Here is a 13,903-nt window from a genome sequence, read left to right on the forward strand (position 1 = left end):
AATTCGTCATGACTATTGCCAACGATCCGATTGTTATTGTCAGCGCCGTGCGCACCCCCATGGGCGGGTTCCAGGGCGAACTGAAAAGTCTCACCGCACCGCAACTGGGTGCTGCCGCGATCAGCGCCGCCGTCGAACGCGCCGGCATCGCCCCTGCTCTGGTCGAGGAAGTGCTGTTCGGCTGCGTCCTCTCCGCAGGCCTTGGCCAGGCCCCGGCGCGCCAGGCCGCGCTGGGTGCCGGGCTGGACAAATCAACCCGCTGCACCACGCTGAACAAAATGTGCGGCTCGGGTATGGAAGCGACGATGCTGGCCCACGACATGCTCGTCGCCGGCAGTGCCGAGGTGGTCGTCGCCGGAGGCATGGAGAGCATGTCCAACGCGCCGTACCTGCTGGACCGCGCACGCAGCGGTTACCGCATGGGTCACGGTCGCGTGATGGACCACATGTTTCTCGACGGGCTTGAAGACGCCTACGACAAGGGACGCCTGATGGGCACCTTCGCCGAAGACTGCGCCGAGACCAACGATTTCAGCCGAGAAGCCCAGGATGCCTTTGCCATTGCCTCGACCACCCGTGCACAGCAGGCGATCAAGGACGGCAGTTTCAAGGACGAGATCGTCCCGCTTACCATTACCGTCGGCAAGGAACAGGTGCTAATCAGTAACGACGAACAGCCGCCGAAAGCCAAACTGGACAAGATTGCTTCACTCAAGCCGGCGTTCCGCGACGGTGGCACCGTGACTGCGGCCAACTCCAGCTCGATCTCCGACGGCGCTGCGGCCCTGGTGTTGATGCGCCGCTCCGCTGCCGAAAAACAGGGGATCAAGCCGCTGGCAGTGATTCACGGGCATGCTGCCTTTGCCGATACCCCAGGCCTGTTCCCGGTCGCCCCGGTGGGCGCGATCCGCAAGTTGATGAAAAAGACGGGTTGGTCCCTGGACCAGGTCGATCTGTTTGAAGTCAACGAAGCGTTTGCGGTGGTCAGCCTGGTGACCATGGCCAAACTGGAAATCCCCCATGAAAAAGTCAACGTGCACGGCGGGGCTTGCGCACTGGGCCATCCAATTGGCGCATCCGGCGCGCGGATCCTGGTGACCCTGCTCTCGGCGCTGCGCCAGAAAGGCTTGAAGCGCGGCGTTGCAGCTATCTGCATCGGCGGCGGTGAAGCCACGGCGATGGCTGTGGAATGCCTGTACTAAAACCCGCACACCCCCTGTAGGAGCTGCCGCACGCTGCGATCTTTTGACCTTGAAGATCATCATTAAAAGATCGCAGCCTGCGGCAGCTCCTATACGGGGTATTTCATATTCAAGGATTTGGCATGATTCCCAATGACGAACAATCCCAGATCAGCGACGCGGCACGGCAGTTTGCCCAGGAACGGCTGAAACCGTTCGCTGCCGAGTGGGACCGCCTGCATCGTTTTCCCACCGAAGCCATCGGCGAAATGGCCGAACTGGGCTTCTTCGGCATGCTCGTGCCGGAGAAATGGGGCGGCTGCGACACCGGTTACCTGGCCTACGCCATGGCCCTGGAAGAGATCGCGGCCGGTGACGGTGCGTGCTCGACCATCATGAGCGTGCACAACTCGGTGGGCTGCGTGCCGATCCTCAATTACGGCACCGATGAGCAGAAAGAACGCTTTCTCAAACCCCTGGCCAGGGGCGACATGCTCGGCGCTTTTGCCCTCACCGAACCCCAGGCCGGTTCCGATGCCAGTGGCCTGAGAACACGTGCCCGCCTGGAAGGCGACCACTACGTGCTCAACGGCTGCAAACAGTTCATCACCTCCGGGCAGAATGCCGGCGTGGTGATCGTGTTTGCCGTGACGGACCCGAGCGCAGGCAAGCGCGGGATCACCGCCCTGATCGTCCCCACCGATTCACCGGGCTACAAAGTCGCGCGGGTCGAAGACAAGCTCGGCCAGCACGCCTCCGACACCTGCCAGATTCTCTTCGAAGACGTGAAGGTGCCAGTGGCCAACCGTTTGGGCGAGGAGGGTGAAGGCTACAAAATCGCCCTGGCCAACCTCGAAGGCGGTCGTGTCGGCATTGCTTCGCAATCGGTGGGCATGGCCCGAGCCGCGTTCGAAGCAGCCCGGGACTACGCAAGGGAGCGGGAAAGTTTCGGCAAGCCGATCATCGAACATCAGGCCGTCGCGTTCCGCCTCGCCGACATGGCGACCCAGATTGCCGTTGCCCGGCAGATGGTGCACTACGCAGCGGCTTTGCGTGACAGCGGCAAGCCCGCCCTGGTCGAAGCCTCGATGGCCAAGTTGTTTGCCTCGGAAATGGCTGAAAAAGTCTGTTCTGCGGCCTTGCAAACCCTGGGCGGCTACGGTTACCTGAACGACTTCCCGCTGGAGCGCATCTACCGCGACGTGCGGGTGTGCCAGATCTACGAAGGCACCAGCGACATTCAACGCATGGTTATCTCGCGCAACCTTTGAACAGGAGTCCATTTGTGAACTACGAAACGATTTTGCTGGAAATCCACGGTCGTGTTGGCCTGATCACCCTGAACCGGCCCCAGGCGTTAAACGCATTGAATGCGCAGATCGTCAGCGAACTGAACCAGGCGCTCGATGGCCTGGAAGCTGACTCGAACATCGGCTGCATCGTGCTCACCGGTTCAAAAAAAGCCTTCGCGGCCGGCGCCGACATCAAGGAAATGGCCGAGCTGACGTATCCGCAGATCTACCTCGACGATCTGTTCAGCGACAGCGACCGCGTGGCCAATCGCCGCAAGCCCATCATTGCTGCGGTGAACGGTTTTGCCTTGGGTGGCGGTTGTGAACTGGCACTGATGTGCGACTTCATTCTGGCGGGCGACAATGCCCGGTTCGGCCAACCGGAAATCAACCTCGGTGTGCTCCCGGGCATGGGCGGCACCCAGCGCCTGACCCGCGCAGTCGGGAAGGCCAAGGCCATGGAAATGTGCCTGAGCGGACGTTTGATCGACGCCGTGGAAGCAGAGCGCTGTGGCATCGTGGCGCGCATCGTGCCGGCGGATGAGTTGCTGGCCGAGGCATTGAAAGTCGCCGCGTTGATCGCCGCTAAATCCCTGCCGATTGCGATGATGGTCAAGGAAAGCGTCAACCGCGCGTTCGAAGTCAGCCTGTCTGAGGGCGTGCGCTTTGAGCGTCGTGTATTCCATGCGGCGTTCGCGACGCAGGATCAGAAGGAAGGGATGGCGGCGTTTATTGCCAAGCGTGAGGCGCAGTTCCAGGGCCAGTAATCGCGTAAGGCTATCGCGGGCGAGCCTTGCTCCTACAGGTTATCAGTGACTGTGGGAGCAAGGCTTGCCCGCAGTGCTTGCAGGCCCTAAACCAGATAGTTCTTCAATTCTCGGGCGATCACCATCCGCTGAATCTCGCTCGACCCCTCATAGATCTGCGTGATCCGCGCATCGCGGTAGTAGCGCTCCACCGGGTAGTCTTCCAGGTAGCCATACCCACCATGAATCTGTATCGCCGAAGAGCAGACCTTCTCGGCCATTTCCGACGCGAACAGCTTGGCTTGTGACGCCTCCGACAGGCAAGGCTTGCCGGCGCTGCGCAGGCGCGCCGCGTGCAGGATCAACAGGCGCGCCGCGTTCAGCCGGGTGTGCATGTCGGCGAGCAGATTGGCAATGCTCTGGTGCTCAATGATCGGCTTGTCGAACTGCACCCGACCACGGGCATAGTCCAAGGCTGCTTCAAATGCCGCGCGGGCGATGCCCAGCGCCTGGGCGGCGATGCCGATGCGTCCACCTTCAAGGTTGGACAGGGCGATGGCCAGGCCCTTGCCGCGTTGACCCAGCAGATTGGCTTCGGGGATGGTGCAATTGTTCAGGGTGACTGCGCAGGTATCGGATGCGCGAATGCCCATCTTGTGTTCGGTGCGATCTACGATGAAACCGGCGGTATCAGTCGGCACCAGGAAGGCGGAAATTCCGCGTTTGCCCAGGTCCGGGTCGGTCACGGCGAACACGATGGCCAATTTGGCGCGCTTGCCATTGCTGACAAATTGCTTGGCGCCGTTGATCACCCACTGGCCATCGCGCAGTTCCGCGCGGGTGCGCAAGTTGTGTGCTTCGGAACCGGCCTGGGGTTCGGTCAGGCAGAAGCAGCCAATGGCTTTGCCGCTGGCCAGGTCCGGCAGCCAGGCCTGTTTCTGTTCTTCGGTGCCGAAGTTCAGCACGGGCCCGCAACCGACGGAATTGTGGATGCTCATCAGGGCGCCGGTGGCGCCGTCACCTGCGGAAATTTCCTCCACCGCCAGCGCATAGGCCACGTAGTCGACATAGGTGCCGCCCCATTCCTCGGGTACCACCATGCCCAGCAGGCCGAGCTCGCCCATCTTCGCCACCAGGGCGTCATCAATCCAGCCGGCCTTTTCCCAGGCCTGGGCATGAGGCGCGATTTCACCCCGGGCGAAATCCCGGGCCATGTCGCGGATCATCACTTGCTCTTCGCTCAATTCGATATCGTGCATGGCTCAGCTCCCGCTCCGATCGAAGCCTTCAAAGAAACTCTCCACATGCCCGGCGCCCAGCGCCTGCAAGGTGGGCGGGTTCCAGCGTGGCGTCTTGTCTTTGTCGATCAGCAAGGCGCGCACGCCCTCGATCAGGTCACCACGCTCGAACCACTGGCGGTCCAGGTGCAGTTCAAGGGCAAAACAGTCTTCCAGACTCAGGTGGCGACCACGGCGCAGCATTTCCAGGGTGACCCCCATGGCCAGCGGCGAGCGCGTCTCCAGCAGGTCAGCAGTCGCCAGCGCCCAGTCGTGGCTGTCAGCCACCGTGACTGCACGCAGTTGCTCAACCATACTCGGCACGTCGGGCAAGGCGAAGAAGTGATCGATGGCCGGGCGCAGCGCAATGAACGGTGCCTCGGGCAGTTGCTGCACCGCGAGCCGGGCCAGTACGCCCTGCAGGTCCTTGAGCGCGGTGTCGTGCCATGCCATCTGATCAAGCTGCTCGTCCAGGATGGCGATTTTATTGCTGTCCAGGTACCAGTCGGCCAGCCCGCAGTAGAGAGCATCGGCTGCGCGAATCTGCACGCCGGTGACGCCCAGGTAGATCCCCAGCTCGCCGGGCACGCGAGGCAGGAAGTAGCTGCCACCGACGTCCGGGAAATAGCCTATGCCCACTTCCGGCATCGCCAGGCGGCTTTTTTCCGTGACCACCCGCAGGTCGGCACCTTGCACCAGGCCCATGCCGCCGCCCAGGACAAATCCGTCCATCAGCGCCAGCACCGGTTTGCGGTAGTGGTGAATGGCGAGGTCCAGGGCATATTCCTCGACGAAGAAATCCTGGTGCAGCGAGTCGCCGTTCTTGAAGCTGTCGTACAGCGAGCGGATGTCACCACCGGCACAGAAGGCTTTTTCTCCGGCGCCGCGCAATACGACGGCGTGTACCGTCGAATCCTGCGCCCAGGCGTCGAGCTGGCGCTGCAGGTTACGCACCATGTCGAGAGTGAGGGCATTGAGACCGGCGGGACGATTGAGGGTAAGGTGACCAATGTGGTTGCGTACTTCGGCCAGCACGTCGTTGTGCGTGGCATCCATGGACTGAGTCCCCGGAGAAGAAACCTGAGCAGTCATCACTAACTCCCTGCTTTTATTGTTCTTTATAGAGAAGCTCGCACGCGAGCGATCAAGGATCGTACCAGTGCAAATTTGTGATGTACAACCGGGATATCTGCAGGTCCAGTCTGCAGATATGCATGCAGCGAGCGGAATCTGACTACGCGGACCGTTCAGTGAACACGTCGCCAATGCTACGCCGCCGGGCGTGCACTTCACTGGCATGGATCAATTGCTCGAGGTCTTCGGGCGTGACGTCGTAGAAGGCCTCCAGGTCTGCCAGGGCCAGCTTCAAATCCTGGGCGGTGATGCCTTGGCTGTCGACCACGGCGGGACCGGCGGTCACTGCCACCGGGGGCTCGCCTGCACGTTTGGGATAACGGATGCGCGTCAGGTTGTTGTAGAGCAGGGCACATAACAACAGGGTGGCAGCCCCGAGCATGACGGGCCCCAGAGCTTGCCAGTCAAGGGCGATGGTCGCAGGGTCGGCCAGCACCAGGGTCAGGGCCAAGGCGCCGGCTGGCGGGTGCAGGCAACGCAGCCAGCACATCAGGATCAGCGCAACACCCGCCGCCAGGCATGCGCTGGTCAACGTGCGACCGAGCACGTGCGCTACCAGCAGAGCTACCACTGCAGCACTCAGGTAGCCGCCCAGGATCGCCCAGGGTTGGGCGAGGGCACCGGATGACACGGCAAACAGCAGCACGGCCGAAGCCCCCAGCGGCCCGATAAGGTGTTGGGCCACTTCGACGCCGAATACCTGGCTGCACAGCCAGACGGTGAACATCGTACCTATGGCCATGCCAATCGCGGCGCGGCTCCATTCAGTGGGGCGAGTGTTGATGGCGGCAGGTAACCAGCGAGCAAGCATGAATTAAACGATCCGTGAAAAGCAGGCGAAAAAAAAGGCTCGGCTGGAAACCCAGTAAGCCCTTGAAAGTGTTCCCTCTGTTGGGGGAGGAACGCGCACAGTTTGCCTCGCTATACGGTCACTGACAAATTCATATTAATGCAGGTTGAATGCATTAATTATGAGTTTAATTGGAGCGTTGCGATTTTTAAATGACAGCTGATTTGACTTTTGCAGCCCCGGCCGGCAGGGTTGGGAGCCCCACCGGGGCACGTCAGATGATGGAGCTTGTGATTCGTCCCGCACCTGACCACCGCAAGGCAGCCGATTGCTGTTTTTTGCTCCATGACACCGATTTCAATCAAGGCCGTTTCGTTTGACTGACTTACCCGCTTCCAAGGCTAATCCGCTCACTGTCTACCTGGCGCGATTGGCACCCTCCAGCCAAATGACGATGCGTTATGTCCTGCAGGATGCCGCCGATCGCCTGGGTTTCGAAGACATGAACGTCGAGGAAATTCCCTGGCATCAATTACAGCCAGAGGATGTCGTTGCGCTGGTTGCAGCGCTGCGCGAGGACGGTTATGCGCCCAACACCTCATCGCTGTACGTCAACGCCGTGCGCGGGGTAATGAATGAAGCCTGGCGCATGAGCCTGATCAGCCAGGAACACCTGTTGAAGATGCGCTCGGTCAAGGGCATCGCCGGCACGCGGCTGTCCCAGGGGCGCAACCTGCGCCGTTCGCTGATCCAGGAACTGATGGCGGTGTGTGCCGCCGACCCCAGGCCACAGGGGCTGCGCGACGCCGCTATCATTGCAATTCTGTATGGCTCGGGGATGCGCAAGTCGGAGTCGGTCAACCTGGACCTCAGTCAGTTGGATTTTGCCGAGCGCAGCCTGCGAGTGACGGGCAAGGGCAACAAGCAGTTGATCAAATATGCGCCCACCTGGGCCTTTGCCAAGCTCGACGCCTGGCTCGAACTGCGCCGCTCGCAGCTCAAGGAGGGGGAGGTGGATGACCCGTTCCTGTTCAACCGCATTCGTCGAGGCAGCCACATCACGCGCGAGCGCATCACCAAACATGCGATCTATTACATTGCCCGCCAGCGTGGCGCGCAGGTCGGCGTGAAGATCATGCCCCACGATTTTCGGCGGTCGTTCATCACCCGGGTGATCGAGGAGCACGACCTGTCGATCGCGCAGAAGCTGGCGCACCACAGCAATATCCAGACGACCGCCAACTACGATGTGCGTGACGACAACGAGCGGCGGCGGGCGGTGGATCGTTTCGATTTGTGATGCCGTTGTAGGAGCGAGCTCGCTCCTACAGTGGGTGCACCTGAACGATGGCCCTGGCAGCCTGATATCCCGCTTGAACAGTGCCGAACATACAGTGGGGGCAACGCCCGGCGCAGGATTTGTCAGTGTTTACAGGCTGGTGGGGCAGGTGGTTTGCGGATTGCCTGCCGCCTGGCTGATCAGCGCGGCCAGACGCTTGACGTTGTTCTGCTGCGCATCAACCAGGTCGTCAATCGAAGGCCCGGAAGGGGTCTTCAAGGTGCTGCGGCAGGTGAGGGTGCCCTTTTCAGTGGCGCCTGCGTCGCGCAGGCGCCATTTTACGTCGATCAGCCCATATTGACCCGGAATCGAGTCGAACCGCTGCACCTCAAGGCGCACCGAGATATTGCGCCTGGGGTTGCTGTTGACCATCTGGTCGACCAGCGCGCTGCGTAACTCATCCACCAGGCTGGCGCCCCACCATTGGGTTTCAAGAATCGCGATCCCGGTATTGCCCTGGCGCACGACGATCTGCGGACGATCGACCTGGGGCGGCACCGTGAGTGATTCGATCTGGATCTGCGCCGTGGACTGCGAATTCGCGTTCAACTGCGCCGGGGTCAACGTATGGAACTGAATCGGATCACTGCGGCAGGCGGCGAGCAATGACAGCGCGGCGAGCAGGGTGATCTTCAGCGGAAAAGCCATGGGTGATGCTCCTGTGGTCATTTGCTCGGCGGCCCTTGCAGGTCGATAGGCGCGGCATTATTGGGGCGTCCGCGAATCAGCGATTCGGGGTGGCGTCCCAGGTAATCCGCCAGGTCGCGCAAGGAACGCGAGGTACGGCCCAGATCGTCCAGGGTTTCGGACAGTTGCTCACGTTGCGGCGAGTCCTCGGCCAATGTCGAGTTGGCCGACTGCAAGGTCTTGCTGACGTCGGCCAGGGTGCTCTGGACGCCGGGCAACGTCTTGGCATTGAACTGGGTCAGGCCCTTGCGCAGCTCGACCAGATTGGCATCGAGGTTGTTGGCGATTCGTTCGATCGGCAGTTTGTTGATCTTGTCGACCATCGCCTCCAGTTTGCCCTGAATCTCCTCCAGGCTGCCCGGAATGGTTGGAATGCTGACGGGGCGGGCAGTCGCATCGAACGCGACCTTTGGCGCCTTGGGATAGAAGTCCAGCGCAATGTACAGCTGTCCTGTCAACAGGTTGCCACTGCGGGCCTGGGCGCGCAGGCCGTTCTCGACGAAGGAGCCCATCAGGCGCACACCGGCGGCCTCGTCGTTGGAGTCGTGATTCAACACCTTTTGAATCTTGGTATGCGCCGTGCCGAGGCGTTGCGGGTAGATGACGATGCCGACATTCACCGGAAAGCTGCGCTTCTGCGCATCGAAATCGAGGTTGACCGAAACGACTCTGCCGAACTCCGTACCGAGGAACTCCACCGGGGCGCCGACCTTCAGCCCACGCAGCGCCTGATCGAAACGCAGGCTCAGGTACTGCGCCTTGCCATTGGGCGGGGCGAGGGCGGTCTGCTGGTCAGGGAACAGCTCGTAGGCATATTCTTCTGCCGCGGGTTTGTCGTCAGGGCTGTACTCAGGGGCGCGAAAGGCGATGCCGCCGACCAGTATCGAGGACAACGACTCGGTCTTGAGCGCAAAGCCGTTGGCGCCGACACTTACATCAATGCCGCTGGCGTTCCAGAACCGGGTGTTTTGTGTGACATAGGCATCATTGGGCGAGTGGACGAACACGTCGATGTTCACCCCTTTGCCATCGGGGTCCAGGGCGTAGGCCACCACCTGGCCGACCGGGATCTTGCGGTAGTAGACAGGCGAGCCGATGTCCAGCGAGCCCAGGTCCTGGGTGTGCAGGGTAAAGCGCTTGCCCGGTTCGCCGTAGGTGATCGGCGGCGGGTTTTCCATGCCCTGGAAGCGCTTCGCCCGGGTGTTGGCCTGGCCGATATCAGCGCCGATGTAATCGCCGGACAGCAGGGTGTCGATACCCGACACACCGCCAGCCCCGATGCGCGGGCGCACGACCCAGAACTTCGAGTCTTCACGGGTAAAGCTTTCCGCCTGCTTGGCCAGTTTTATCGTGGCATTGACACTTTTCTGGTCGTCACTGAGTTCGACTTCCGAGACATGGCCGATCACCACGTTGCGGTACTTGACCTCGGTCTTGTTGGCGGTGAGGCCGGCGCCCGTCTTGAACGTGATGGTGATGGTCGGCCCTTGCTGCAGGATGCTGTGCACCACCAGCGAAATACCTACCAGTACCGCAACGATCGGCACGATCCACACCAGGGAAACGCTGAACCTGCGGGTCTTGATCGGGGCCTGGCCGGGGGCCTGGGGCCCGTCAGTGGCTTGCGACTTCATCCATGACCTCCTCGATATGCGGCTTTTCCCGCGATTCATTCCAGATCAGGCGTGGGTCGAAACTCATCGCCGCCAGCATGGTGAACACCACCACCAGGCCAAAAAACAGAATACCCGGCCTTGGCTCGATATCGGCCAGGGCCTGAAATTTCACCAGGGCGGCGACCAGCGCCACGACGATGACGTCGAGCATCGACCAGTAGCCGATCACCTCGACGAAGCGATACATTTTCGAGCGCTCCCTGCGTGCCCACAGGCTGTTGCGCTGGACGGTCACCAGCAGCAGCGTCAGGGCCACGAACTTGATGCCCGGCACCGCGATGCTGGCGATGAAGATGATCAGGGCGATGTCCCAGGCACCCGCTTCCCAGAACTCCAGCACGCCACTCATGATCGTGCTGTCGGCGCCATTGCCGACCATCTTTGTGTTCATGACCGGCAACAGGTTGGCGGGAATGTAGAACACCAGCGAGGTCAGCAGGTAAGCCCAGGTCCGGGTGATCGAGTTGGTCTTGCGTCGGTGCAAGGGCGCGTCACAGCGTTCGCACTCATGGGGTTCATGCGTCATGTCGCACGCCAGGCCGCAACTGTGACAGAGGCATAGGTCGAGGTCATGCGCCACTGGCGGTCGGCTCATAGGGTGTCCCACAGATCACGCACGTCGCGCCCGGCGATGCGGATCATCATCAGGCTGAGCACGGCAAGGGCGAACAGGCCGATGCCGGGCAATACATCGAGCAACCCTGCCAGTTTGATCACGGCGACCATGGCCCCCAGCAGGCAGACTTCGAGCATGCTCCAGGGGCGCAGGGTTTCCAGCCAGCGCATGCAGGGTTTGAAGCCGGGGCAGCGTTGCCCGGAGAGGGCGAAACCGAGTACCCAGATCAGCAGCACCAGCTGAAAGATCGGGGCGATGATCATGGCGATGGCTGCGACCATGGCGATGAAGGTGATGGGGCCCTGGCTGAGGGCCAGTACCGAATCCCAGAGCGTGGCACTGTTTTTCAAGCCCTTGAGGCTGATGCTCATTACCGGGTAGAAGTTGGTGAAGATCCACACCACCAGCGCCGTGAGGCTCAACGCCAGGCGCTGCTCTATGGTCAAGCCGTTATAGCGCTGGAGCACCCCGCCACAACGTGAGCACAGGGTTTTCTGATGTTTGGCGAGCGTCGCTTTTTGAAACACGCAATCGCAATGCTCGCAGATGATCAACTGGTCGTTCGAGGCCATGGGTCGCGCTCAATAAGAGGCTTTGAAGGCAGAGCACCTCCTCAATATAGAGGCGAGTGGCGAATCAGCAAATCGAAATTGAATCAAAGCCATGAGAAGACAGAAGGCATGAGCTCTGTAGGAGCTGCCGAAGGCTGCGATCTTTGCCTTTATTTAGGTCAAGGTCAAAAGATCGCAGCCTTCGGCAGCTCCTGCGGGGGCGGATTTAGCCCAGGATTTCGCGCACCCGATACCACAACATCCCCAGCGCCAGCAGCGGCGAGCGCAGCATCGGGCCGCCGGGGAAGGTCATGTGCGGCACGGCGCTGAATACATCGAAGCCCTGGCTGTGTCCGGCATGTATCGCTTCACCCAGCAGCTTGGCGCACCAGTGGGTCACGTTCAGCCCATGCCCGGAGTAACCCTGGGCATAGTAGACATTCGGGTGCTGGCCCAAGCGACCGACCTGGGGGAAGCGATTGGCGCTGATGCCGATCTTGCCGCCCCATTGGTAGTCGATGCGCACATCCGCCAGTTGCGGGAACACCTTGAGCATCTGCGGGCGCATATAGGCGGCAATGTCCGCCGGGTCGCGGCCGGAATAATGACAGGCACCGCCAAACAACAAGCGTCGGTCGGCCGAAAGCCGGTAATAATCCAGCCCGACCTTCTGATCGCACAACGCCAGGTTGTGGGGGATCAATGCACTGGCGGCATCCGCGGTCAGCGGCTCGGTCGCAATGATGTAGCTGCCGGCGGGCAACACCTTGCCACTGAGTTTGGGCTCGAGTTCATCCAGGTGCGCGTTGCACGCCAGCACCAGCCTGCCCGCACGCACCGTGCCACCCGCGCAACGCACCTGCACCGTATCGCCATGGATCAACTCCAGCACCGGACTCTGCTCGAAGATCTGCACCCCGAGGGACGCAGCCAGGCGTGCTTCGCCAAGGATCAGGTTGAGCGGATGCAGGTGCCCCGAGCCCATGTCCACCAGGCCGCCGGCATACACGCCGGAGTCCACCACTTCCTGGCGGATCTGCTGCGGCCCCACCAGGCGGGTTTCATGGGCGTATCCACTCGTCTGCAGTTGCTGCTGCTCAGCCTTGAATGCGGCGAACTGCGCCTGGGTGTTGGCCAGTTCGCAAAAGCCCCAGCGCAAGTCGCAATCAATGGCGTGCTCGCGAATGCGCTGGCCCACCAGTTCGACCGATGCTGTGCCGGCGTGCTCCAGATAACGCACGCCATCCGCCCCGATGTAACGGCCAAACCCGCTGACGTCATGGCCGATCCCACGGATCAACTGTCCACCATTGCGCCCACTGGCGCCCCAGCCAATCCGCCGTGCTTCGAGCAGAATCACCGAAAGCCCACGCTGCGCCAGCTCGATCGCGGTATTGACCCCGGTAAAACCGCCGCCTATCACACACACGTCAACTACCCGATCAGTCGCCAGGCTCGGGTAGGCCGTCAGGTCCCGGGCCGTGGCGGCGTAGTAAGAGTGCGCATGTTCCTGAGTGTACTGGTTCATTTGTTGGACTTCACTTTGCTCCACGAACGCGTCATCAGTCGCATGATCGCCTGGGGCGGGGTAGTCGAGATGTAGAGCTTGTCGAGGACGGCCTGAGGAGGATAGACCTCGGGGTTGTTTACCAGCTCCGGGTCCATGAATTGTTTGGCGTCAGGGTTGGGGTTGGCGTAGCCGACCGAGGCGCTGACTTTGGCAATCACTTGCGGGTCGAGCAGGTAATTGATGAACGCATGGGCTTCTTTAGGGTTGCTAGCGTCGGCTGGAATCGCCAGCAGGTCAAACCACAGGTTGCTGCCTTCCTTGGGGATGGCGTAGGCGATGTTCACCCCGTTCCCGGCTTCCTTGGCGCGGTTGGCGGCCTGGAACACGTCGCCGGAATAGCCGAAGGCGACGCAGATGTCACCATTGGCCAGGTCGGACACATACTTGGACGAGTGGAAATACGTGATGTATGGGCGGATGCTCAGGAGTTTGGCTTCGGCTTTCTTGTAATCCTCGGGATTTTCACTGCGCGGGTCCATGCCCATGTAATTGAGAATGGCGGGGAACACTTCGTCCGCCGAATCCATCATCGAGACGCCGCACTGGCTGAGTTTTTTCAGGTTTTCCGGCTCGAACATCACGGCCCAGGAGTCGATCCGGTCGATGCCGAGCACCTGTTTGACCTTTTCAACGTTGTATCCGATGCCGTTAGTGCCCCACAGGTACGGCACCGAATGCTCGTTACCCCGGTCGTTGCTTTCCAGCAGGGCGAGGAGCTTGGGGTCCAGGTGCTTGTAGTTAGGCAATTGCGCGCGATCGAGCTTGAGGAACGCGCCGGCTTTTACCTGACGGGCGAGGAAGTGGTTGGACGGCACCACCACGTCGTATCCGGTCCGCCCGGCGAGCAGCTTGCCTTCGAGGGTTTCGTTGGAATCAAAGACGTCATAGATGACTTTTATCCCGCTTTTCGCCTGGAAGTCGACCAGGGTGGTCTCGCCAATGTAATCGGTCCAGTTGTAGACACTGACGGTAGGCTGGGCCTGAGACACTGCGCTGAACAGCAAGGCCAGCGTTGCCGGGACCACGGATTTCAATAGACGCATT

Annotated in this window: 13 protein-coding genes; 4 read left to right on the forward strand and 9 right to left on the reverse strand. The window is 61.1% G+C overall.

Going from position 1 to position 13,903, the window contains the following annotated elements; genetic code table 11:
• Window positions 1-8 precede the first annotated feature (8 nt).
• The 3 genes from UB23_RS05880 (at window position 9) to UB23_RS05890 (ending at window position 3,240) form a co-directional block, all read left to right on the forward strand.
• Complete coding sequence (locus UB23_RS05880) at window positions 9-1,202, forward strand: acetyl-CoA C-acyltransferase (RefSeq protein ID WP_045058393.1); 1,194 nt, start codon at window positions 9-11, stop codon at window positions 1,200-1,202.
• Between the two features lie 122 nt (window positions 1,203-1,324).
• Window positions 1,325-2,452: an acyl-CoA dehydrogenase gene (locus UB23_RS05885; protein WP_045058394.1), complete on the forward strand. Its 1,128-nt coding sequence runs from the start codon at window positions 1,325-1,327 to the stop codon at window positions 2,450-2,452.
• A gap of 14 nt (window positions 2,453-2,466) precedes the next feature.
• On the forward strand, window positions 2,467-3,240 hold the full coding sequence (locus UB23_RS05890; protein WP_045058395.1) for an enoyl-CoA hydratase: 774 nt from the start codon (window positions 2,467-2,469) through the stop codon (window positions 3,238-3,240).
• 86 nt (window positions 3,241-3,326) lie between these two features.
• Here UB23_RS05890 and UB23_RS05895 read toward each other — a convergent pair whose 3' ends face one another.
• The 3 genes from UB23_RS05895 to UB23_RS05905 form a co-directional block, all read right to left on the reverse strand.
• A complete protein-coding gene (locus tag UB23_RS05895) occupies window positions 3,327-4,478 on the reverse strand; it encodes an acyl-CoA dehydrogenase family protein (protein WP_045058396.1) in 1,152 nt (383 codons plus the stop codon).
• Between the two features lie 3 nt (window positions 4,479-4,481).
• A complete protein-coding gene (locus UB23_RS05900; protein WP_045058397.1) occupies window positions 4,482-5,588 on the reverse strand; it encodes an enoyl-CoA hydratase/isomerase family protein in 1,107 nt (368 codons plus the stop codon).
• Window positions 5,589-5,730: 142 nt separating this feature from the next.
• Window positions 5,731-6,441: an HPP family protein gene (locus UB23_RS05905; protein ID WP_045058398.1), complete on the reverse strand. Its 711-nt coding sequence runs from the start codon at window positions 6,439-6,441 to the stop codon at window positions 5,731-5,733.
• Window positions 6,442-6,868: 427 nt separating this feature from the next.
• Here UB23_RS05905 and UB23_RS05910 point away from each other — a divergent pair, with 427 nt between their 5' ends.
• Window positions 6,869-7,720: a site-specific integrase gene (locus UB23_RS05910; protein WP_412548503.1), complete on the forward strand. Its 852-nt coding sequence runs from the start codon at window positions 6,869-6,871 to the stop codon at window positions 7,718-7,720.
• 129 nt (window positions 7,721-7,849) lie between these two features.
• On the opposite strand, the gene UB23_RS05915 is transcribed toward UB23_RS05910, so the two are convergent.
• From UB23_RS05915 to UB23_RS05940, 6 genes are all read right to left on the reverse strand, one after another.
• Entirely contained in the window at window positions 7,850-8,407 is a 558-nt protein-coding gene (locus tag UB23_RS05915) for a PqiC family protein (RefSeq protein ID WP_045058400.1), read from the reverse strand.
• Window positions 8,408-8,424: 17 nt separating this feature from the next.
• Window positions 8,425-10,080 (reverse strand): PqiB family protein, encoded by a 1,656-nt coding sequence (locus UB23_RS05920; RefSeq protein WP_045058401.1) that lies wholly within the window; start codon window positions 10,078-10,080, stop codon window positions 8,425-8,427.
• The gene (locus UB23_RS05925) at window positions 10,061-10,717 is read right to left on the reverse strand and encodes a paraquat-inducible protein A (protein ID WP_045058402.1); all 657 of its coding nucleotides are present in this window, start codon (window positions 10,715-10,717) and stop codon (window positions 10,061-10,063) included. The genes UB23_RS05920 and UB23_RS05925 overlap by 20 nt, the downstream gene beginning before the upstream one ends.
• Complete coding sequence (locus UB23_RS05930) at window positions 10,714-11,310, reverse strand: paraquat-inducible protein A (RefSeq protein ID WP_045058403.1); 597 nt, start codon at window positions 11,308-11,310, stop codon at window positions 10,714-10,716. The genes UB23_RS05925 and UB23_RS05930 overlap by 4 nt, the downstream gene beginning before the upstream one ends.
• Before the next feature lie 205 nt (window positions 11,311-11,515).
• Window positions 11,516-12,817 carry an NAD(P)/FAD-dependent oxidoreductase gene (locus UB23_RS05935; RefSeq protein WP_045058404.1) on the reverse strand — a complete coding sequence of 434 codons (1,302 nt, stop codon included), beginning with the start codon at window positions 12,815-12,817 and terminating at the stop codon, window positions 11,516-11,518.
• Window positions 12,814-13,902, reverse strand: coding sequence for a polyamine ABC transporter substrate-binding protein (locus UB23_RS05940; protein ID WP_045058405.1), 1,089 nt, complete (start codon window positions 13,900-13,902; stop codon window positions 12,814-12,816). Before UB23_RS05940 ends, UB23_RS05935 begins: the two co-directional genes overlap by 4 nt.
• Window position 13,903: the final 1 nt, after the last annotated feature.

Source organism: Pseudomonas sp. ES3-33, from assembly GCF_000952175.1.
GTDB classification, from domain to species: domain Bacteria; phylum Pseudomonadota; class Gammaproteobacteria; order Pseudomonadales; family Pseudomonadaceae; genus Aquipseudomonas; species Aquipseudomonas gregormendelii.

Bases quoted from the DNA above. Each gene is read 5' to 3' on its own strand.
- UB23_RS05880 (WP_045058393.1), top strand. From the start codon at position 9: ATGACTATTGCCAACGATCCGATTGTTATTGTCAGCGCCGTGCGCACC.
- UB23_RS05885 (WP_045058394.1), top strand. From the start codon at position 1,325: ATGATTCCCAATGACGAACAATCCCAGATCAGCGACGCGGCACGGCAG.
- UB23_RS05895 (WP_045058396.1), bottom strand. From the start codon at position 4,478: ATGCACGATATCGAATTGAGCGAAGAGCAAGTGATGATCCGCGACATG.
- UB23_RS05900 (WP_045058397.1), bottom strand. From the start codon at position 5,588: ATGACTGCTCAGGTTTCTTCTCCGGGGACTCAGTCCATGGATGCCACG.
- UB23_RS05905 (WP_045058398.1), bottom strand. From the start codon at position 6,441: ATGCTTGCTCGCTGGTTACCTGCCGCCATCAACACTCGCCCCACTGAA.
- UB23_RS05910 (WP_412548503.1), top strand. From the start codon at position 6,869: ATGACGATGCGTTATGTCCTGCAGGATGCCGCCGATCGCCTGGGTTTC.
- UB23_RS05915 (WP_045058400.1), bottom strand. From the start codon at position 8,407: ATGGCTTTTCCGCTGAAGATCACCCTGCTCGCCGCGCTGTCATTGCTC.
- UB23_RS05920 (WP_045058401.1), bottom strand. From the start codon at position 10,080: ATGAAGTCGCAAGCCACTGACGGGCCCCAGGCCCCCGGCCAGGCCCCG.
- UB23_RS05925 (WP_045058402.1), bottom strand. From the start codon at position 10,717: ATGAGCCGACCGCCAGTGGCGCATGACCTCGACCTATGCCTCTGTCAC.
- UB23_RS05930 (WP_045058403.1), bottom strand. From the start codon at position 11,310: ATGGCCTCGAACGACCAGTTGATCATCTGCGAGCATTGCGATTGCGTG.
- UB23_RS05935 (WP_045058404.1), bottom strand. From the start codon at position 12,817: ATGAACCAGTACACTCAGGAACATGCGCACTCTTACTACGCCGCCACG.
- UB23_RS05940 (WP_045058405.1), bottom strand. From the start codon at position 13,902: ATGCGTCTATTGAAATCCGTGGTCCCGGCAACGCTGGCCTTGCTGTTC.